The 21,956-nt window shown below is 55.2% G+C and carries 13 protein-coding genes; 8 read left to right on the forward strand and 5 right to left on the reverse strand.

Features of this window, described 5'->3' with window-relative positions; all coding sequences use genetic code 11:
* Nucleotides 1–6: 6 nt before the first annotated feature.
* A complete protein-coding gene (locus QXF46_03485) occupies nucleotides 7–1,488 on the forward strand; it encodes an L-fucose/L-arabinose isomerase family protein (GenBank protein MEM0225915.1) in 1,482 nt (493 codons plus the stop codon).
* Nucleotides 1,489–1,519: 31 nt separating this feature from the next.
* Here QXF46_03485 and QXF46_03490 read toward each other — a convergent pair whose 3' ends face one another.
* Nucleotides 1,520–2,068, reverse strand: a complete 549-nt coding sequence (locus tag QXF46_03490) for an ECF transporter S component (GenBank protein MEM0225916.1) — start codon at nucleotides 2,066–2,068, stop codon at nucleotides 1,520–1,522.
* A 290-nt stretch (nucleotides 2,069–2,358) separates the two neighbouring features.
* On the opposite strand from QXF46_03490, the gene QXF46_03495 reads away from it, so the two are divergent.
* Both QXF46_03495 and QXF46_03500 read left to right on the forward strand, forming a co-directional pair.
* The gene (locus QXF46_03495) at nucleotides 2,359–4,596 is read left to right on the forward strand and encodes an ankyrin repeat domain-containing protein (protein MEM0225917.1); all 2,238 of its coding nucleotides are present in this window, start codon (nucleotides 2,359–2,361) and stop codon (nucleotides 4,594–4,596) included.
* A gap of 95 nt (nucleotides 4,597–4,691) precedes the next feature.
* Entirely contained in the window at nucleotides 4,692–5,705 is a 1,014-nt protein-coding gene (locus QXF46_03500; GenBank protein MEM0225918.1) for a hypothetical protein, read from the forward strand.
* Nucleotides 5,706–5,714: 9 nt separating this feature from the next.
* On the opposite strand, the gene QXF46_03505 is transcribed toward QXF46_03500, so the two are convergent.
* Complete coding sequence (locus QXF46_03505; protein ID MEM0225919.1) at nucleotides 5,715–6,476, reverse strand: ABC transporter ATP-binding protein; 762 nt, start codon at nucleotides 6,474–6,476, stop codon at nucleotides 5,715–5,717.
* A gap of 118 nt (nucleotides 6,477–6,594) precedes the next feature.
* Between QXF46_03505 and QXF46_03510 the strand changes: the two genes are divergently transcribed.
* Nucleotides 6,595–7,992 carry an L-fucose/L-arabinose isomerase family protein gene (locus QXF46_03510; protein ID MEM0225920.1) on the forward strand — a complete coding sequence of 466 codons (1,398 nt, stop codon included), beginning with the start codon at nucleotides 6,595–6,597 and terminating at the stop codon, nucleotides 7,990–7,992.
* 611 nt (nucleotides 7,993–8,603) lie between these two features.
* Here QXF46_03510 and QXF46_03515 read toward each other — a convergent pair.
* The 3 genes from QXF46_03515 to QXF46_03525 all read right to left on the reverse strand — a co-directional run bounded on the left by QXF46_03515 (nucleotide 8,604) and on the right by QXF46_03525 (nucleotide 12,079).
* Nucleotides 8,604–9,410: an FAD-dependent oxidoreductase gene (locus QXF46_03515; protein ID MEM0225921.1), complete on the reverse strand. Its 807-nt coding sequence runs from the start codon at nucleotides 9,408–9,410 to the stop codon at nucleotides 8,604–8,606.
* Nucleotides 9,373–9,987: an FAD-dependent oxidoreductase gene (locus QXF46_03520; GenBank protein MEM0225922.1), complete on the reverse strand. Its 615-nt coding sequence runs from the start codon at nucleotides 9,985–9,987 to the stop codon at nucleotides 9,373–9,375. The genes QXF46_03515 and QXF46_03520 overlap by 38 nt, the downstream gene beginning before the upstream one ends.
* A 148-nt stretch (nucleotides 9,988–10,135) precedes the next feature.
* Entirely contained in the window at nucleotides 10,136–12,079 is a 1,944-nt protein-coding gene (locus tag QXF46_03525) for a DUF6785 family protein (GenBank protein ID MEM0225923.1), read from the reverse strand.
* 106 nt (nucleotides 12,080–12,185) lie between these two features.
* On the opposite strand from QXF46_03525, the gene QXF46_03530 reads away from it, so the two are divergent.
* The 4 genes from QXF46_03530 (at nucleotide 12,186) to QXF46_03545 (ending at nucleotide 21,679) form a co-directional block, all read left to right on the forward strand.
* Complete coding sequence (locus QXF46_03530; protein MEM0225924.1) at nucleotides 12,186–16,634, forward strand: FtsX-like permease family protein; 4,449 nt, start codon at nucleotides 12,186–12,188, stop codon at nucleotides 16,632–16,634.
* Nucleotides 16,627–18,525, forward strand: coding sequence for a hypothetical protein (locus QXF46_03535; GenBank protein ID MEM0225925.1), 1,899 nt, complete (start codon nucleotides 16,627–16,629; stop codon nucleotides 18,523–18,525). The genes QXF46_03530 and QXF46_03535 overlap by 8 nt, the downstream gene beginning before the upstream one ends.
* A 226-nt stretch (nucleotides 18,526–18,751) precedes the next feature.
* Nucleotides 18,752–19,906 (forward strand): DegT/DnrJ/EryC1/StrS family aminotransferase, encoded by a 1,155-nt coding sequence (locus QXF46_03540; GenBank protein MEM0225926.1) that lies wholly within the window; start codon nucleotides 18,752–18,754, stop codon nucleotides 19,904–19,906.
* An 18-nt stretch (nucleotides 19,907–19,924) separates the two neighbouring features.
* A complete protein-coding gene (locus tag QXF46_03545) occupies nucleotides 19,925–21,679 on the forward strand; it encodes a NosD domain-containing protein (GenBank protein ID MEM0225927.1) in 1,755 nt (584 codons plus the stop codon).
* The last annotated feature ends 277 nt before the right edge of the window (nucleotides 21,680–21,956 follow it).

Below are 21,956 nucleotides of genomic sequence, written 5' to 3' on the forward strand. Positions count from 1 at the left end.
GGGAACATGAAGAGCCCCGTTTTTGGGGTAACAATGATACTGGATGAGCGCAAGCACGTCTACCCGCACTACTACGATAAGTGCCTCGAGATGGTCCACTACTGGAGGTCGTTCATCGAGTCGATCAAGTTCCAGGATGGAACGTCACCTAGGGCTGTGGCCTCATCCGAGCTCATCACTTCGGTTGATTCCGCCAGAAGGGTTGGCGAAGAGTTCCTGGAGAAGAAGGTCCGCGCGGTGATCCTCAACTTCCACGTGTGGAACTTCCCCTACCTTGTCTGGCCCTTCATCAACACCGTGGGTAAGGATAAGCCGATCCTCTGCCTCTCGAACAATGAGGGCGCTTACCCCGGTAACGTCGGGCTGCTGGCCACAAGTGGCGCGTTGAGGCAGGCCGGCTTGACGGTCCACAGGATCATCGGCGACCCCGGGGACCCGAAGGTGAAGGAGAAGGTGAGGAAGTGGGTGATGGCTGCCACCGCTGCGGTCAACCTGAGGAACGAAGTGTACGGAATGTACGGTGGCCACTCGATGGGGATGGAGACCGGGTACTTCCACCTCGTCCCCATCCAGCGGTACTTCGGCACGACGGTCTACCAGATTGATCAGCTTTTGATCGTCGAGAAGATGAGGGAGATCCCCGACGAGGAGGTTGAGAAGGGGGTTAAGTGGCTGGAGGAGAACGTGGGGAGGATCGAGTACGATGGGAAAATGCTCACGAGGGAGACTTTGGCCAAGCAGGTAAGGCTCTACCTGGCGGTCAAAAGGCTCAACGAGGAGTACGGCTTCGACTTCTGCGGGATTAAGGGTCAGAGGGAGCTTTCGGAGCACGTCGTGATCCCCGATGTAGCAGAGATGCTCCTCAACGACCCGTACGACTGGAACGGCCCTAAAGAGCCAACCGTCTGCGCGACAGAGGCAGACTCTCTTGGCGCCTTGACCATGCAGGTTCTGAAGTACGTCAGCGGCGGGCTGCCCGTGCTCTTCATGGACGTTAGGCTCTACCACCCCGACCTCGGCATCTGGGACTTCTGCAACTCCGGCGTGCACGCGAGCTGGTACGCAGCCAGGAGCTACAACCCGAGGGAGAACCTGAGGAAGGTGACGCTGTACCCGGCTCTCGAGCTCTACTTCAAGGCTGGGGGCGCCTCCGTTTCCTTCGACGCTGCACCAGGCGAGCTCACTTTCGCGCGGCTCGGCCTCTACAGGGATCAACTGTACATGGTGATTGTGAAGGGTGAAGCCGTCGAGCTAGACGAGGAGACTAGGAGGAGGATAAACGCGCAGACGAACCCAACATGGCCCCACGTTCACGCCAGGTTGAACTGCTCCTACGAGGAGTTCATCGAGTTCTTCCCCGCTAACCACATCCACGCTGTAGCGGGCGATAGAGTCGAAGAGCTCCTGCTATTCTGCGAGCTCACAGGGGTAAAACCCATCCTGCTGGGAACAGGAAGGTACAGATCGTTCCAGGAAGCTTTTCAGTAAGCATCCCGAACTCAGGGGATAATTTTTTGGTTTAAGCCCGCCCAGCAGAGCTGCTCTGCCCCCCTGTAGCTAGTAGGGCCTGCGCAGCTCTCACGGGTGGACTCTTCTCGAGAGGTTTCAGCAGGATTGCTGCTAGAGCTACTGAGACTGCGGTTTGGCCGAAGATATCGCGTGCGAGGGAGACGAGGGCTGGGGCTAGGCCTTTCACGAAGACGTTTACCGCGAAGTACGTGAAGCTCATGATGAGACCACCCACTAGCATGGCGGCCAGCTGCACCGGGAACCTCTTACCCTTCCCTAGCCCAGCGACGTATCCTTGAAGCCCGTGCGCCACTAGCGTAACGTACCAGCGCGGGTAGCCGATGAGGAGGTCGGCGATCACGGGGCCGACGAGCCCCACGGTCGCCCCCATCGCCGGCCCGAACAGGAGAGCGGCGAGGTAGATGACGGTATCACCGATGTGCGTGTAACCGCCGGTTGGTGAGGGGAGAGCCAGGCCCGGGAAGTAGGTTAGAACGGCTGTCAATGCGGATAGCATGGATGCAACAGCCGCGAAAGCAGCGCTCCTTCTGGGCGCCACAGGGGCTCACCCCATCCAGATTTTAAACCATTTTCTGAATCCTTGAAGCCAGCTCGCCCCTCGCGAAACGCTTGGTGCAGCCATCCCTGCTGCGCCTGTACGCGCATTGAACGGTAAACGCCGCTTCGGCTGGAGTTTAGCATGGGTGCTTTCAGAGTGAATAACGGCAAATGCTGCGCTCAGGGTTTTGAACGCACATGAAGGCTCTATCGAGCAGTCCTAACCGACTTCTAAATTTCCTGCAGCTTTTACCTAACGAAAAATAAGATTTATAGCCAGAATATTGCTTTGTGGAGATCCTCCATCAGGCAGCGAAGGCAGGCGACGTTGACCACGTGAGAACCCTCCTCGAGCGCGGATGGAGCGTGAACGCGAGGGATTTGAAGGGATGGACGCCGCTGCACTACGCAGCAGTCTTTGGACACGTAGAGGTTGCGAAGCTCCTCATCAAGTACGGGGCTGATGTCAACGCTAGGGATCGAAAAGGGCTTACGCCTTTGTACTACGCGGTCAAGGAAGGGAGTTTCAATGTTGCTGAGCTTCTCCTCCAGCAGGGCGCGGACCCCAGAGTCAAGGATAAGAGGGGGTGGACTCCGATCCATTACGGCGCGAAGAAGGCAAAGCTGCGGGTCGATCAGATTCTCGCGGGGGAGCCGCCCCCGCTTAGGATCGTCAGACTGCTGCTGGAGAGTGGTTCTGACCCTAACGCTCAAACGCGCGAGGGGCTCACGCCGCTGCACATCGCGGTCCGCCGCAGCAATGTCGCATTGGCTAAGCTGCTCCTCGATGCTGGTGCTAGCCCGAACATGCCCGACAAGAAGGGTTGGACGCCTCTGCACTACGCTTACCGCTACGGTGACGAGGAGCTCATCGAGCTGCTACTGAAATACGGTGCAAACACGGGTGTAAGGGACAAGAAGGGTAGGACTCCGCCGATGCTGCGCAACACCCGCCCCATCCTTAGGCGCGGGGCCAAGCCGATGAGTTTGAGCGGGATCCTCGCCAGGGAGGCGACGTACAGATCCAGGAAGGAAAGGGGGGAAATCCCAATCCGGGGTATCGACCTCTTTGCTCTGGCCTGGACGGTATTCTTGTTCTTCCTGTCCCTCCTATTTGGGGTCATTTTCGCCTACTTCATCTATGACGGTTACTTGGAGTTGATCACCTCCATCTTTTTCCTTTTCACGCTATCCATGCTGCCCGGGCTCGCGCAAATGGCTCTGAACACGCACGTGATCATCGCCGACAAGCTGATAGATCCGCTACTCCACCTACCCGTCAGTTGGGGGACCCTCCGTTGGGCACTAGTCAAGCAGGCCTTCATATGGGGAGGCTTCTCGCCCCTTTTCGCCTTCATCCCAGCGGCAATCGTGTACTTGACCATTCGAAAGAGCCCCGCTGTACCCCTAGGGCTTGCGCTAACCGGGATCTTTGCGACACTCTTGGCGGTTTCGCTAGGATACTTGATCGGCTCTTACGTCAGCAAATACACGAGGAGCCTGCTAAGGAGGATCGTATCTACTGTGGTATGGGTCCTGATCCTGGGGTTAGGCTACATCTTCGACCTGTTAAACAAATTCTTCTATAAAGCTGTTTTGCCACTTGATAGCGCCCTGATGAGTATGATTCCTCCCTTCTGCTTCCTACATGTGACGCGTAACGCGCTTTCACTCACCGTGTCCGCCGCACTGCTTGCTGCATCCGTGTGGCTGACCCGCTTCTCCGTGCGCAGGTTCGTGAGGGCGGCGACAGTGGCAGAGATCTACGCGCCCCCGCTCGCTCCTCCGTGGAGGGTAAGCGCGAGGGCTCTGATGCCCACGCTTAAGGAGCTGAAGATGGTTGCTAGAGCACCGAGGATGATGGCGTTGATCATCACCCAAGCCTTGCTACCCTCGCTACTCCTGATTTACTGGATTCTGACCGTGCTGAGACAAATGCTCACCTGGTGGTTCGAACCCTCTCTATCAAACGCCGCCACAATGGTGATCATGATGATGTTGGTATCGATAGGGATCTTTCAGGCTCTCCAGGGCGTCTACATCATGTTCGTCGCCGAGGCGGCGAACGCTAGGACGCTATACCTGCTCCCGTTGACGAGGTTGAACGTTGCGCTATCGAAATCCCTCGCCCTACTACTCATGTGCCTCCCGTTCATCGTGGCAGCCTCAGCGGTTGCCGCGATATTCCTGAACGCTTCAGCGGGGTTGGTTTACGCGGCGGCCACAGTCGGCTCAGTATTGCTGGGCGGCTTGATCCTCGCAATGTGGGCTCCGCGGGAGCCCTCAGACTGGAGCCGAGAGACCTACAGCCAACTCAAACTCATCGTGGCGTGGCTCGCTCTGCTTACCCCTCTCATAGTTTTGTTATCGCTTCCCCTGCTACCCCTGCTGCTCCCGATGTATCCCAAGCTGTGCGAGATCGTGCAGTTCCTCTTTGACCATGGACACTTCTTCCTGCTAGCCTACCTTGTAGCGCTGTACGTGAGTGGCACGCTAGTGGCGGTGCTGATAAGCAGAGACCCAGTGTAGATGTTGAGCTGCTCGCGCCTTGGATCTAGGGCTTTCGAATCAGCAGCGTTTCTGGGCCGAAAGCCTTAATCCTGAGAAGTATTTACGGATCCATAATGTCGTCAAGTGAAATCGAGGCAATGTACTCTCAGCTTGTGCAGTGGTACAGCCAACATTCGCTTACTCCAAGAAGGGAGGTTGAGCGCAATATAGCGGAGAAAGTGGCACAAGGTAAGACGCGAGAGCAAGCCATCAGGGAGCTTTACGAGGAGAGGACTCGATTTTTCCAAGAGCTTGTGACGCCAGTGCGCAGGGAAGCACCCCTTTCCAGGCTTGAAGCGTCACTAGAACCTCTCAGATACGCTGGCAGCTTAGAGAGCGCAGCTGCCGTGCTCTTCCTCCTTCTGTTCTTCTCCCTATTTATGCTCGCGGTCGTTTCAATGCGTCCCGAAGGCTTCTTTGTCGCAATCGTAGCATTCATGATTGTAGCCGTTACTCTACCTATCCTGCTGCTCTTGTTCTCGGGTGGCAGAGCGGAGTGGAGGTTTGAGGAGGAGATTACCTTGAGAGGAGCTAGTGGGTGGATTCAGGCGATTCTCGAGGCTGTGCCGAAGGTATTCCAATCCCTCACGCTGGAGGAGGTTTTGCCACATATCGAGGGTAACAGGCTTCAGCTCAAGATCAAGTTGACGAGATCTGTTGTAGAGTGGAGCCAGTATGGCACTGCTACCAGGAATGTCGATCTGGGTTTTGTCGTTGTAGAAGCGCTCTTCGAGCCTCGTGACAGTGATCTGCACGTAAAGGTAAGCTACTCCGGCGAGCCGCCTAAGGAGCACGCTAGCTTGGCTGCAAATGAGTATGAAAAGCTGGTAGTAGCCTTCCGATCGGCAGTAAACGAGGCTTGGGAGAGGGTGAAGCCAAAACCCGTCTTCACACTGGACTTCGAGAGGCTGGCTGAGCTTATCGCGTCGAAAGGGTTTGTCATAGCTGCGGTACGCTGTCCCTACTGTGGCGGCAGCGTGGATCTGCCAAAGAGCGGCGACATAATGAAGTGCTCCTACTGCGGGACAACGCTCAAGGCGGTTGAAGTCTACGAGATCATCAAAAGGCTCGTCAAAGATCTGACTTGAGCTTGGAATCTAGGCTTCTGTCCGAAGCTTCTTGAGGGCTTCGACTAGCTCCTTCAGCTCGCTAGAGAGGCCGGTCACTTCAAGGAAGTAGCTCTCTAGGTCCTTCTTGCCCTTCAAATCGGCGATCGGCCCCTTCGCCACGACCCTCCCCCTGTGCATGATCGTGACCTCGTCCGCCACGGCCTCTGCCAGCTCCATCACGTGGGTGGAGAAGATAACTGTCCCTCCACCCTCCGCCGCGCGCCTTAAGAAGGTCTTCAGGACGACGGCAACCTCGGGGTCGAGCCCGCTGAAGGGCTCGTCGAAGATGAGCACCTTTGGCATGTGAAGCAGGGCGCCGATGATTTGCACCTTCCTCTTGTTACCCAAGCTCAGTTCCCCGCAAAGCTTGCCCATGTGCTCCTCCAGCTTGAAGGCCTTCACCAAAGCCTCCACACGCTCCTTAAGGACCAGCGTGGGTATCCGGTAGATATGCCCGAGAAAGCTGAACCACTCGGCTGGCGTAAGGCTCTCGTAGAGGATCGGCTCCTCAGGCAGGTAGCCTACCACCCTTCTGGCTTCAATGGGGTTCAAGAGGGGGTTGACGCCGTTTAAGCTGACGTAACCGGCGTCAGGCTTCACCAAGCCGACAGCTATCTTCATCAGCGTGGACTTGCCCGAGCCGTTGGGGCCGAGGAGCGCGTGAACCCTACCCGGCTCGAAATCAACGCTCACGTTGTCTAAAGCCACAACGCTCCCAAAAGCCTTAGAGACGCCCCGAAAGGTTAGCACGCAACATTCGAGAAAGAGGATAAATATAAGAGTTACCCACGCGAGAGAAGCCCCCTCCCAACTCATTGCTTACGAAGCCCCAGACAACGTTTTAGTACGGGAGGGGGAGGATCCCAGCGTGACGAAAGTAAAGGTGGGGTTTGTCCCTCTCCACAGGGTACCCTTCGATGAGGAGTGGGCTCGCGAGCTGAAGCACCGCTTCATCGAGGCTGTGAGAGCCAGCTTCGGCGACATCGTGGAGCTTGTCTACCCGGGCGAGGGTGATACGAAGCTGGGGCTGGTTTCAGACGACGATGACGCGGAGGCTGTGGCGGAGCTCTTCAAGCGGGAAGGGGTTGACGGCATCGTCATCGCGGCGCTCACCTTCGGCGACGAGCTTGCTGGAGCGAGGGTTGCTGAGCTGCTGAGGAAGCCGGTGATGATCTACGCCACGAAGGAGCCTCCCCCGCTGCCCGGGGGCTTCCGCCGCTCAGACTCATTCTGCGGGACTCTCTCGCTGGCCTCAGCCCTCTACAGGAGGAAGATTCCGTTCGTCTTCGGCGGTATCGTCTACCCCGAGGATCCCGAGTTCAAGCGGAGCTTCGACTCGTTCGTTAGGGCCGTTAACGCCGTGAAGACCTTCGTCGGCGCTAAGGTGGGAGCCGTGGGCCCGAGGCCTGAGAGGTTTGAGACCGTCACGTTTAACGAGGCGGTGATGGCGGCGAAGTTCAGCCAGAGGGTTGTTCACTTCGACCTTATCGAGGTCGTGGAGGAGGCAAGGCGGCTGAGCGACAGCGACCCTAGGGTTGCTAAGACCGTCGGGGAGATCGAGGCTCAGCTGGACGTCAGCGGAGTCACCCGAGAAGCCCTCCTAAAGCTGGCGAAGCTTGAGGTCGTGTTGAGCGAGCTGGCGGAGAGGAGGAAGCTGGTCGGCATGGGGGTGCGCTGCTGGACCGAGCTGGAGCGCTACTTCGGCGTAACTCCCTGCCTCGTGATGGGTAGGCTGACCGATAGGGGCGTAATGATGGCATGCGAGGTCGATGTCTACGGCGTCCTGACGATGGCCCTCCAGTACGCCGCATCGCTGGGCAAAACGGTGCCCTTCTTCATCGATTGGACGATCAGGCACCCGACTAGGGACAACGTGTTCCTAGCCTGGCACTGCGGGAACCTGCCGCCATCCCTCTGCAGCGGAGGTTGCAGGCTGAGCTTCCACGGCGTGATGCACAGAGCCCTCGGCGCCGAGCGCTGCTACGGGACGGTTGACGGGCGCGCCAAGCCCGGTGAAGTGACCATCAGCAGGCTCGTCGAGTACGATGGCGAGTTCAAGCTGTTCGTAACGAGAGGGAGGATAGTTGAAGAACCGGGAGAGTTTAGAGGTAGCTGGGCTTGGGTTGAGGTCCCCGACTTGGATAAGGTTTACACAACGCTGATTGAGGAAGGTTTCATCCACCATGCTTCGATGATCCACGGCGACATCGTAGAGCCCCTAAAGATGGCCGCAAAGCTGCTCGACATAAAAGCCGTAGTCGTTTAGAGTAGAAAGGCAGCGCGCTCCTCCGACCAGTTGCGGCGGGAAGCAAAGCGGGCATCGAATCTCAGGCAAGCCCATTTTTCACTGGTATAGCTGAGTTGGGAAACGAACCCGGTGCTTGTGAGCTCACATGCGAAGCTGCTCGCTACGCGTCCGAAGTGGGGGGCCTAAGACCTTCGCTTTTACTAGGGCGATGTAGAACGCATCTCGCACTGTAATTCACCCGGAGAGGCGATCTCAATGGCCGCCTCGAGGTGGACCCTTCTCGTCCTTCAGATTAGCTGACCCCCTCAATCGCCAGGGCTTTGAGCATCAAGTTGGATCCCTCGCGCGTTATGCCCTCTCCAGATCGCGTTCAGCGCCTATTTAGCTACGAAGTCCATGGACATCACTCCAGTGCGCATATACTTCAATGCCTCGTCCCAGCCTTCCTCCTTAAGCGGCAATTCAACGATAGTGAAGCGTCAATGGCCATCATAAGTACTTTTGGAGGCAGATGCACTTGGATTAAAATTATAAATAAGCCTAAATCACAATTTTAAAGGAAAACTTTATGTTTATTTATATTCATCCTAAATCCTTCTCCTAGTATTGTTCATTCCACCTTGGAAAAATCAGATAATGGCACCTTGCTTAAGGAGTATCTGCTGGATTTCAGACACGTCTAGTTCCCTGGGCTTTACCCCTTCGATGACTGAGAGAGCAGCTGCAACTCCAGCTGCTTGACCTGTGGCTGTCGCAGTAGGTATTACTCTAACCGCACCCAGTGCTTCGTGCGTCGCTGAGATACAGCGACCCGCAGCGAGAAGACCCTCAACTCTTAGGGGGATGAGCGCTCTGTAGGGTATCGTATAGCTCTTGCCCTCAGGTATTGGGATAAAGATTGCCTCTTCCCCTGGCCTTAAGGGGTGCACATCGATGGCGTAGCATCCTCTAGCCACTTTATCGGGGAACTCAACGCAGTTGATAAGTTCCTCCAACTTGATCACGTGTTCACCGACGATCCTCCTCGATTCTCTAACACCGATCCTACAGCTAAGCTGCACAAGGTAGCAGTGCTCAAAGCCTGGGACACACTTCCTAAGGAACCTAACGATCTCGAGTGCTTGGCGGTAGGCTTCTAGGGTAGCTCTTGCCAGCTGCTTCGAATCAAGTGGGTCGATCCCGCAGACCCTGGTATTGTTGAAGACTGCGTAACCCTTATCAGGGAAAGCCGCAAGAGGTGCAATGTAATCGATACCCGGTATCTCGGGGAACTCACCCTTAACTCTAGCCTCCCTTACCAAGCCGTATAGACCGGCGAAACTGAATGGCTCTCCCCTTTCGATAGCTCTTCTAAGATGCTCGACATTGACCCAGGGAGCCAGTTCATCGGGGTGATGCTCAAGGTACTCGAGGAACCCTCGTGAAGTTAATGCCACCCACTTTAAACATCACCGTCACGGGTTGCACAAGCCCATCCTCCTCCCTACCCATCGAGATTGGAGTACCAGCTAACTCCGCCAGATCAGCGTCTCCCGTTGCGTCAACAAAGACTGATCCTTCAACCTCAATCAATCCCCTTTTCGTGTAAACAGACACGGCCTTGAGGCTATGGCCTTCAACCTTGGTTCCAACAACTGTAGCGTTAAACCATACGTCTACACCTGCTTCTTTACACATCTCAAGCATTACCACCTTAAGCAGCTCAGGCTCGAAAATCGCGGGCTGCCTCACATCTATACCGCCCAGCTTCGCTAACCTGTCCAAGAACTCCTGGAAAATACCGGCGACAACGGGCTTACCTCCACTCACCCACTTCATGAAGGGGGTAACAAGAGCCTGCGTAACTGTTCCGCCCAGTGTGCCCGAGGCTTCCAGTAGACACACCCTAACCCCCATTCTGCTGGCTACCACAGCAGCAGAGACTCCAGCTACACCGCCACCAGCTACAATCACGTCATACCGCGGAGTCACGCGTGCAACAGATGCCCTCATAGAAAGCTCTACCCCTTGCATAAGCTATCGACCGAGCTCCCTGACATATGTTTTCAGCAAATACGGTTGAATACTTGTCACTTGAATCACACCATTCAAACCCTATTCAATCTAGCTTCACTAGTATACGGTACTTTAACTAAAAAGATAAAAAATAATATTTTATGTTTTAAACAGGCGGTATATAGAAGGCCGCTATGCTCCCTAAGAGGAAGGCCCCGAAGCTGATTCCAACGAGGAGACCAATAGCAAAGGGTACAGCGTACTTTTCGTAGAAGGTCATACCGCCGACCTTTAGCACTAGGAGCTTGAGTATGAGCGCGGGGAACGAGCTTAGGAACCACATTCCGCTGTAGAAGAAGAGCGCAACAGGAGTGAAGAAGAACCATGGGAACTTCGCTCTCATGAACCATAGTCCCCCGACGATCACTAAAGCCGCGATGAAGTGGCCTATACCCGTCGCATCGAGTACTCCCTCCGCGCTGATTACACCTCCCACTTCTCTTACTCTAGTTATCCCCGCAGGCATCACCTTGACATACCAGATCCTAGTGAGCACGGTATCAGCGCCGTAGGCGTAGAGAAGTGCTAAACCAAGGTAGAGGCCAATGAAGCTCGCCAGGAAAGCAGCTAGAAGCTGCCCGATAAACAGATCCCTCTCGCTCGTCCCCGTGTCTCTCGCTAGCTTGTAGGTGGAAAGAACGGCCCATGGGAACCAGGTTGCCTGCGGAATGTGGTGGGTTATGCGGGTAGCTGCTTTAGTGGCCCACCACGTAGTGCTGGGCCATGGGTTTGGAACCCCGCTGGCGTAAGCAACTGTAAGCGTTAACTGACGCGGCAAGTCTACACCGGCGACAGCGGGCCATTGCCCGGTTTCACCCCAGATTCTCGCGTGGCCGATTAAGGCGAAGTATAAGAGGATCAAGAATAGCAGTACGAAGCCTGCGTGTGCTCCGAGCGCCGCAAAGAAGAGTAGGTAGGCAAAGTAGCTGCCCAGCAGTCCGGTCCATATCAATCGTTCATCAAGCCTACCAGGCTCCGTTGCAGCTCTCTTGTAAAGGCGCTTGAACGAATCGGACCATGTCTTCCAGCCGAAAATAATAGACCAGATGCCTAGAGCGAATGTTACATGGAGGGATGAGAATGTTCCTGGCTTGATGGGACCAGCGTCGGGGCTAGCGCCCGGTGATATCAAGCCGGCTCCGACGGCTATGAAGGGCCATATGAGGGATTTGAAACCGGTCCATATGGCCACGCTGGCTGTTACATCGATTGGAGCGAGGAAGAACATTATCGTGTCGGCTGGGATAAACATCCACCACTCCATTATGCTGGGGTTAATGCCTTTCAGGAAGGCGTCCCATCCGGAGAGGTAGATTTGCCCCCACGCGAAGAACACTGGGAAGACCGGCCAGATGTAGTTCAAAGTCGATTGAATCGCGATGATCAATCCTATGATAAAGCCGATGTAGAACAGCTTGCTCCTCCCAAAGCTGGTTAAAGTGCTCTCCTGTCCCATCCTGAGTACTTGCACCGCTGGCATAACTGCGGGGAACGTTAGTCTCTCTACCTCAACGAATGGTCTGATCATCGTTTGAGCCGTGAAAATGCACATGAGAAGGAATATGAACATGAACACGCTCTGCAGTAGTAATGGGCCGACGACTCCACCCGGTACGCTGGCGCCCCCGCTGAATATCCCGGCAACAAGCCTGGGATTCTTGGGTGCCCATGCGCTAGGTATGTACTCTAGCAACTGGGCTAGAGACGGCTCAGTTTGTGCGTGATAAGCAACCACCAATGGTTCGAGCCAGAAGGAAAAGAAGCCGCTGTCCATCACTACGTAGAGAGCCCCGACAAGCACGACAATTTCTGCCACGCTGAGTTTCTTAAGCCCCGCCATTAGTATCGCTAGGAACCATATAAAGCCCCATGGTAGGTATATCGGAGCACCTATTCTACCGCCAAAGAAGGGTTCCAGTGTAACCCCTCTGCGCCACCACATCAGGTAGTTAACGTAAAACATCGCTACGCCCAGCACAACGATCAAAGCGATCGTTAGAGGCGTAAGACCTCTAGCGTATTTAACTTCGGCTCCCTTAGATTCGCTCACATCACTAATTGTATCGGGGTTATATAAAAATTTTTCTCAAAATACCATTTTATGAAGATTCGAAAGAAAAATAAGTTTATATTCGTGATTTAGATGCCCAAATATGATGCGAAGGCTGCTCATAGCAACGTTCGCTGCTGAGATTTTGCTTTGGCTATTAACGGCCTCTGCTCTTTACGCCGAGCCAGGTACTCTCACAAGTATACTGAATCTAACTGAAGTTAAGCAGCATGTGGAAGCTTTGTCTCTACTGGGGAGCCGTTTTACGGGGTACCCTGGGTATTATGCATCCTTAGCCTACATAAACTCTTCACTTGTTTCGTCAGGCTTAAAACCGCGTTTTCTCGCGTTTAACGCGACTGTACCAATCGACTACGGGGCTACTATTAAAGTGGGGGCTTCAGTTATAAGGGCCTACCATATGTACCCAAACCTCGTCGCACTTGGAGCAGCGACCAACGTGTCGGGACAGCTGGTATACGCTGGTCATTGCACTCCTCCTGAGCTGGCTGGATTAGATCTTCGGAGCAAGATTGCTGTGTTGGAGTTCGACGCCGATTGGGGTGCTGCGATCGCTAGGGGTGCTAGGGCGCTGATATTCCTGGGACCCGCTGTAGACAGAGACTCCGCAATGAGGAAAGTAGCGCTAGCTCCTCTCGATATCCCTAGGGTTTACGTGAGAGAGGGGGCCGATGCGGACTTCGTGAGAGAGGCTTCTAGGAAGGGCCTTTACGCGACAATCGAAGGGCGATACGAGTGGAAGAGAGTAACAGCCTATAACATCTTGGTTGAGATCGCTGGCTCAAGCGAGCCGGAGAAGATCGTGATTCTCACCGCTCACGTGGACTCGGGATCGATCGTACCTGCCCTCGCACCAGGGGCTGAGGAGGCTGTGAACGTGGGTCTCCTCCTTCACCTGGCCCGCCTGCTGAGCGAGTATCGACCTAAGTACACGGTCTGGCTACTATTTCTGTCGGGCCACTGGCAGGGGCTTGCAGGAGCACGGTGGTTTGTCGAGAAAATCATGTTTAGCGAATTGATTGGAAGCTCGGTTTACCCCTACATCGTTCTGAATTTTGACATATCATCCGGTGACAGTCGGCTGGTAGTGTACCCTGGCGGTTTCTTCTACGGTCATAGAACGCAAGGCGCCATGAACCTATACACCGACTTCCGTTCAAGCTTAGCGGAAATTATCAAAGATTTCTACCAGAAGTACCCAAGCGATTATCGCGCTATCGCAAGTGACGCAATGTACTACAACGCCACGACCGGGATAGTTCTCTTGCGCAGCTTTAACCCGGGTTACGCGATATCGTACTCGCAACCCTTCTACCTAGATGCTGAACCCTTCCAGCTCGCTAAGGTTCCCGCAGTAACTTTCCTAACGTTTCAGGACAAGAGGCCAAGAGTCTTCACACCTGCCGACACCTACGACCACATCAATTGGGAGAACATCAAACCCCAGGTTCGCTTTGCCGCATTTGTACTTGACAAGATACTCAACGATATTACCCTTGTCTTTAGAGGTTCATGGGACACTATTAAGCCCAGGAGAATAGAGGTCGACCCGGTAAATGGTGGCTTCGGATACCATGTAGCAATCGTCGAGGTCGTGGAGTACGATCCGACCGTTGCGACGCTGTACAGACCCGTCCCCAACTCCCTCGTCGTCGTGCATAAGAGAGATTGGTACTACAATGTCATGGGCTCTCTCGCCGTTACTCAATACGATCCACCCTTCGCCAAAATAATCGAGCTGGCGGATGAAAATGGAAAGGCCACGATAGTCGGATTAGCACCTCCAGAAATATTTATTGGGAACATAGAGATTTACGCCTACAAAGTAGAGGGAGGTCGACTAACTTACGTACCCGACATGGGGCCGAACGGCTTAGCGAGGTTCTCTCCCTACCCTCCAAAGCTCTCGATGGGGATCGTCCTAAGAACAGTGGTATTCAGAGCAGCGGCTCTCATAGCTCCACTCGTTTCAGTACCTGATAGACCATGGCCTCTTGCTACATTCAACTTATATGGAAAAGCCTCATTCCCGATACCCTTCACGCGCTACACTTCACCTTACCCTTCGGCGGTTTCCATTTTTTACCCGAACTTAGCGACGCCGGACTCCTATTACTACACCATTGACTTTTCGAATAGGTTCGTAATCCTCTACGCCCCACCAGAGAGTCGGATCTGCGCTATCGTTAGCCTAGGCGGGGATCAGAGAAGAGCAATAGTGCTTCTCAACTCTACAACTGAAGACATTATGAACGGTTACCGCCTAGGGAGGGCAGGTTCCACAGAAGTTATCACAAATACTCCGTACGTATATACTCTAGAGCTGCTAGCGATTGCTAAGGATCGCTACAGCAAGGCTGTGTCGGGTGGGGTTAGCGACCCAACTACTGTTGAGCTATTGAAGATGGTGGAGAACTATACGGCGAAAAAGGAGTTCGGGTTCGCTTGGGCCGCCTGGAGCGCTGCACTGCGCTTGTACGAGCGCACTCGCGGTATGAGCCTAGATTTTGCTTCTGCGACGCTGATCGTGATGCTACTCATTGTTCCCTTCGCAGTACTTGGGGAGAAGCTCTTCTTCGGGAGAGGAGGCATTGTCCGCATAGCTTACATCGTCACGTTAGGAGCTGTAATGTTCTCTGTTTTTGCCCTTCTGCACCCAGGTTTCACCATAGTTTACAGCACCTACGCGTTGAGCATAAGCGTGATAATGGCCGCCCTCTCCATCCCAGCACTCTTTTTCCTAATCATACTCTTCAATAGATCCCTTTCGCAAGTAAGGAGGATTAGGTTGGGAGTGCATGCGCTAGAGAGGGAAACTTTCGACCTCTTCGTCACAGCGATGTCTACGGGCATAGAAAACATGAGGCGAAGGCCTCTTCGGACAGCTCTTACCCTTTCCACGATAATCCTGGTAGTGATGTCGCTAGTCGCGCTCACCTCTGTTGTTCCAGTGCTTAGAATCACCGCTTCGACCTACGAAACGCACGCCACGTTTGACGGGATTGTGGTAAAGTCTCCCTCAAACGAACCTCTTGATCCCTTGTTGTTAGACGTGCTCGAAGACTTCGCGAAGGGAAGGTATGTTGTAGCCCCGCGTTACTGGCTCTATCCGCCTCTAATTGAAGATTATTTCACTCTGTCCAGCGGAGGGAGGTCGGTGGTCTTCAGAGCAGTCATGGGATTAGCCCCTGCTGAGCTCAACGCGAGTCTCAAGGAGCTTGGCTTGAGCCAGACGATATTCAGCCGTGTTGCAAGCAGCTGTTTGCTGCCGAAAACTCTCGCCTCCGCGCTCGGTGTTGATGTGGGTGATACAGTGCGTTTTGCCGGAGAGGAGCTCATAGTTGCTGGTGTCTTCGATGATTCTCTTGCAGAGATGCTCGCCCGCGACGTAACGGATAGAGTAGGAGAGCGGCCGTACGGTGGTAGGCCCTACGACCTCGTAACGGTGGCAACAATGCAGAGGATCGATGAGAGCTACAGATTATCATGGAGCGATATCATCGTAATTAACGCTGAGCTAGTGAAGAACCTCCCAGGAGCCTTACTGCACTCTGTGCTGCTCATGCCAAAAGGGAGGGTGAGCGAGGAAGAGCTCGTATCGACGGCGATGGAGATTTACAACGTATTTAGCGGCTTGGACGTCTATGTCTCGTATGGAGGGCGAACTCACATTATCAGCGGGAGGTTTGTCCACGAGTTCTTCGGTTTCAGCTTCATGGTGGTGCCCTTACTCATCTCCGGGATGGTGCTCATGACGACTGTGCTAGGGAGCATCCACGAAAGGTTAAGGGAGGCAACAACATACAGTGCTCTCGGTCTTGCGCCGGCACAAGTGGGTGGAATGTTTCTCGCCGAGGTACTCACGTACGCTATACTTGGTGTTGCTCTAGGCTATGCAGCTGGAGTGGTGATGGCAAGAGCAACGAATTTCGCGGCGCTCACGGGCGGCATTATTGGAATGAACTACTCGAGCTCGTCTGTACTCGTCGGCTTAGCACTCGCGATTCTAATGGTCCTCCTAGCTTCTCTATACCCATTCCTGAAAGTTTCGAGGATCGTTACCCCGTCCCTCGAAAGGAAGTGGAAAATCCCCACAAAGCCTCGCGGCGATGTATGGGAGATACCATTACCCTTCACCTTCAAGGAGAGGGAGATGGTGGTAGGCGTCACAATTTACCTATGTGAGTATTTTGAGAACAGGAGGGAGAGAATGGGGACATTTGCGGTGCTGAGTTACGCTCCGTACTCGGAGCCGGGGAGAGTCGGCGTTCGGGCCAAGGTTTGGCTCGCGCCATTCGAGCAGAACATAGTCCAGGACGTTGATGTGGCTCTGTTGAAGAGTGCAACAGAGGCCAGGTACATGACGCTGGTAACGGCCAAGCGCGAATCAGGTCCCCACGATACGTGGCTTAAATCATGCGACTTGTTTGTGCGTGAGCTGAGAGAGCAGTTTCTGACGTGGAGGCTTCTTTCTCCGCAAGAAAGGGCAACTTACATCAAGAGAGGAGTTGAGTTGGTGAAGATCTATGAGTGAGGGGTACAAGCCGGGCTTAACGACGGTTTCCCTCCTCTCAATCGCTTACGCTGCCATCGTTGTAACGCCTATAATGATCTATATGAGCTTCCTCACCGGTCTACCTGACCCAGCCAGGTTCATCCCGGTTTTCATCTCACTCCTTCTCTTTACTGAAGTCGGTAGGTTCACCGGGAGGTTCGTGACGAAGCAAGAGGCTTATATCATCTACTTCATGTCACAGATCGTCGCTTTCGATGCCCTCTACTGGGTTGGGTTACTGATGAACCTCTACTTCCGCGACGCCCCCTACACAAAACTCTTCGGGATCGCCGATAAGATACCTACGTGGGCCGCTCCCCCACTCGATAGCTGGGCTGTGCAACTACGCACTTTCTTTGCCCGAGAGTGGCTAACCCCTATACTCGTATTGCTCCTCAGCACAGCGGGTAGCCTGCTGATAGATATCGGGCTTTCCTTCATCTTTATCCAGCTTTTCATAGAAGTTGAGAACCTACCCTTCCCTGTTGCGCCCATCGACGCTCAAGCAATCGAAGTTTTAACTGAAAGAACCCCTGATAGGATGATACCCTTTGCCACGGCTGCCGTAATCGGCTTCCTTTACGAGTTCGCCATTTACGGCTTCCCGCAGTTATCGGAAGCGCTCATCGGTACGCGCATCCAGCTAATACCGTATCCGTGGGTGGACTTGACGGAATACTTTGCCGGCGTATTACCTGGCGCCCTCATCGGGGTTGCAACCGATATTTCCACATTCGCTGTGGGGTGGCTTATACCGTGGGAGAGCATCGTCTGGATCTTCATAGGTTCGATAGCGTTCTACGTTGTGGGCAATGTGCTTGGCCTCCTCCTAGCCGATATTACAGGGAACCCAGTGCTGCTCCGCTGGAAAGCGGATTGGTCCCCTGTCGCGCGTATCGACTGGTTATGGCAGCGCTCGGTCTTCAATCTCTGGGCTAGCCCGCTAATCGGCTTATCAGTTGGGGTTGGGCTCTTTTCGCTCATCGTATCTCTGAAGTACTTCAAGACAGCGTTTTCCAGCTTGCTGCGCTTAACAGAGGCTGCCAAGAGGAAAGGGTACTTACCGCTGGGATTTATCCTAGCGATGATCTTTACGGGTGCGCTTGTCGGTACAGCCGTTGCAACTTGGCTCTACCCAAGCCTCTGGTGGTTCTGGCTACTCTCATGGACCCTTTTCCCCTTTATCCAGGGGATTCTGCTTGCCCGCAGTTTCGGCGAAGTAGGCTTGGGGGTTCAAATCCCGTATATCAGAGAAGCATTCCTAATCGCTTTCACAAAGCCTGGGGAGGTTGAACCGTGGCTTGTACCCGCTAAGATCACGACGGGTGCCGGCATTATAACGCATAGGATAAAGGTGGCTACGCTTCTCGAGGTAAGGCCGATGGACTACTTCAAAGCTTACGCGTTGACGCTTCCACTGGTGTTAGCACTCAGCTTCGTCTTCCTCCAATTCTTCTGGTCAATGGCGCCCATCCCATCGGCTGTTTACCCCTGGACGGTGATTTCGTGGCCTATTGCTTCGCTCAACTTCTCCCTTTGGGTCTCCCGTTCGATCGAGATTTTCAGGCCGGAGCTCATTCTTGCATCATCGGTGGCAATGCTAATTGTTTCGCTACTCGCCCGGTACCTCGGGCTACCCTTTTCACCGATAGGCTTCGCCGCTGGCGCAGCTCTGACGCCTCCCTACGCCATCAACTACTTCATGGGCGCTATTGTCGGGAGACTACTCGAAAAGAAATTAGGGAAAACGTATTGGGAGAGAGTTAGAGGGGCGATAATCGCCGGACTCTTCTGCGGAGTAGGTTTGGCCCTAGCGTTAACGGTCGTTATATTGATGATTTCTAAGTCCGCGTGGCTCTTACCTTTCTAAACATTTTTAACATTGATAATAAATTCTATAATTCTTTTCTTCGAGTCATTACAGATCCCATCGTTTAGGTGCATCAGGCGTGTAGGTCGGTCAGAAGATGAGCCAAGGTTTTACGTAGGTTCTGGCCTACGACGTTGATGGAAGACTTCTTAAAAACCACGATCCCATAAATCGTTTAAGGTATTAGCACGGATAACCTTAATTCCCTCCCTGCTTTCATTCATCGATGGCCTGGCCTAGGCCTGATCCGCTGGATGAAGCGTACCTGCTCCTGGCTTACAGGTCGGGGCGCTGGGGGACGAGGTCGCCCCTAGTCGAGGAGTTTGAGCGGGAGTTCGCGCGCTACCACGATGCGAAGCACGGCGTGGCGGTTACGAGCGGGACGGCTGGACTGATGCTCGCCTACTTGGCGGTCGGAGTTAGGCCCGGCGATAAGGTGGCCGTACCCGCCTACACGTTCATCGCTACTGCTTCGGCCGCTGTGATCTGGAGGGCCGTCCCCGTCTTCGTTGACGTTGACCCAGTGACGCTCAACATGGACCCTGGCGACCTTGAGAGGGTTGTGGAGAGGCATAAGGACGTGAGGCTGATCGTCCCCGTCCACTTCGCTGGTATACCGGCCGAGATGGACGAGATCCTGAAGATCGCACGCGAGCACGGGGCAGCTGTGGTTGAGGATGCTGCTCAAGCGCACGGCTCAGCCTACAGGGGCAGGAAGGTTGGCGCGATCGGAGACGCGGGGGCGTTCAGCTTCCAGTTGAGTAAGCTAATGGCGGCCGGCGAGGGCGGCATCGTGCTCACCAACCGGGACGATTTGCACGAGCTGATCTGGTCGCTCCACCACGTGGGCAGGAGGGCGGGGGGCAAGTGGTACGAGCACCCCAGGATGGGGTGGAACTTCCGGATGACCGAGTTCCAGGCCGCCGTCCTGCTGGGCCAGCTGAAGAGGCTGGATCGGATGCTGGAGACCCTCAGGAGGAACTGGAGGATCGTAGCGGAGGGTTTGGAGAGAGTCGATGGGATCGAGGTCCTCGAGCCGCCGAAGCACGTTGACTGGAACTTCTACTTCACCTACATCAAGGTTCCCGAGGCCGCGAGGAGGGGCGTGGAGCTGAAGCTGAAGTTCGTGGAGGCCGCGAGGAGGAGAGGGGTGAACCTGTCTGAGGGCTACGTGGAACCCCTCTACAAGCAGCCGGCCCTCAGGGACCCGTACTGGGGGCTGCCGAGCGGGCTGTACGATGGGCTTTACCTGAGGAACGCGGAGGAGGCTTGCGCCTCTGTAGCTTGGCTGCCTCACTACGAGCTGCTAACTGAGGATGAGGCTAGGCTGGAGCGCGTCGTTAAAGCCGTTGAGGGGGCTGCCCGAGAGGTTCTTAAGTGATCAAGGGTAGTCAACTCGGTGCTCAGGCTCGGTTTAACCGTGCTGGTAGCCTCCGTAGTTGCGCTGGCCCTCATCTGCGGTTACGGGCAACGCTCGCAAGCGCAGACCTCGCAGAGGTGGCTCATCCGCATTCTCCCCGACGGGAGCATCAGCCCACACGGCGCGCCCGTAAGGCGTGTGGATCGCGTGTACTACTTGACCGAAGATCTTGAGGCGTGGGGTAGCGATGGAATCGTGATTGAGGCGAGCGGCATCATCCTGAACGGTAACGGCCACAGGCTGAAGGGTGATGGGGCGCGTGACACGCGGGGAGTCATCGTTAGGGGGTCGCGCGTCACAGTGCTAAACCTGACTGTTGAGGCCTTCCAGCTGGGTGTGATGGTCGCGGGGGCGGAGGGCGTGGAGGTGCGCAACGTGACGGTTTTGAAGTGCTCTGAGGGTGTTTCAGTGGTGAACTCGACGGGTGTCAGCGTGATCGGAAACCTGCTCGTCGACACCGTCACGGGCGTGAACCTGCTCTTCTCCCACTCCGTCGAGGTTGCGGAGAACCGCGTGGTTGGAGGCGTGTGGGGGATCTACGTGATGAACTCGAGCTCTGTGACGGTGGCGCGCAACACTGTCGTCAATAGCTCGTGGGGCTTAATGCTGCTCTACTCCGGTGGCGCGAAGGTGGTTGAGAACGAGCTGTGGGGTTGCGGGGTGTACGTGAGAGCCTCCTTCCGCAACACGATCTCGAACAACAGCGTGAACGGGAGACCCCTCGTGTACCTCGAGGAGGTGGAGGGCGGGGAAGTGAGGGAAGCCGGGCAGGTGGTGCTGGTGCGGTCCCGGGGCGTCCGTGTCGCCAACCTCAGCATCTCGAGGTCGAGCGTCGGCGTCCTACTGTACGAGTCGAGCGGCACAACCGTGGAGAACTGCACGCTCTCGCGGAACATCTGGGGCATCATGCTGCACACCTCTCACAACAACACGATCCGGGGAAACTGGGTGGAGGGCAGCGACGTCGGCATCTACCTCTACGAGTCGAGAGGCAACCTCGTGGCCGAGAACGCCCTCCTGCGGAACGGGCTCGGCCTCTGGCTCGCCTGCTCCGCCCACAACACCGTCCAAGGCAACTGCTTCATCGCCAACAGGGCGCAGGCTAGCGCGGGCTGCGGCGAGAACCGATGGACTAGCGATAAAGGCGGCAACTATTGGAGCGATGGCTCCGATGAGGATCGGGACGGTGACGGATATGCGGACGACCCGTACATGGTTGGCCCCGGAAACATCGATGAGCGCCCCTTGACCGCCTGCCAGCTGGAGAGCGTCCTCAGGCTTCCAGCCCCCTTCTGCACCCTAGAGCTGCTCTCTCAACCATCAGAAGTGCTCGCCGGAGAGTACTTCCTCGTCGCCATCAAAGCCGAGAGCCCGCTCCCCCTCAAGGCCGTTCGCTTCGAGATCCGTGCAGGCGAGCAGCGGGAAACGGGGTACTTTGCTTGGGATAGGAGCAGCGGCCCGTGGGACGCCGTGAGGAAAGTCTTTAGAACGAGAGTGCGCCTTCCGGGAACCGCCACTATCGAGGCCTTCTTGAAGGACTCCGCCGGTCGGCAAACATCATGCGCAACCACTGTTAACGTCGTAGAGAGGGGGCCGCAATCAGAAGTAGGGAATCCCGAGCTCGCACCTCAGCTGAACCTCCCAACGCTAGCCGCGATAGCAGCGATGCTAGCGGCGGCGGGTCTAGTAGCAGCGCTCGTCAACGCGCGGAAGCGACGCGCCACGGCAAGCTAGGCTCCAACCAAATTACCAGCGTGGAGGCTGCAGCCTGAGCCCTTGTGGCAGAAAGGTTTTCGACGCTACGCCATCCCTCCTGCCGGCTCCGATAGGCTAGACAAATGCTAGAATGAAGCTACAAACTTTACAACGATACCGCTTTCCCATTTTGCCTCTCAAAAATTTCCAAGGGTCAAAAAAATTCTAGTTTTCTCATTCATCCTCTGGGTAGCATCGCGGGTTGAGTTCTGCCTTCAGCGTACGCTGAGAGCAAGTATCGACGGTGCTAGCGATT

It is taken from the genome of Thermofilaceae archaeon, assembly GCA_038731975.1.
Classification (GTDB): Archaea; Thermoproteota; Thermoprotei; order Thermofilales; family Thermofilaceae; genus JANXEW01.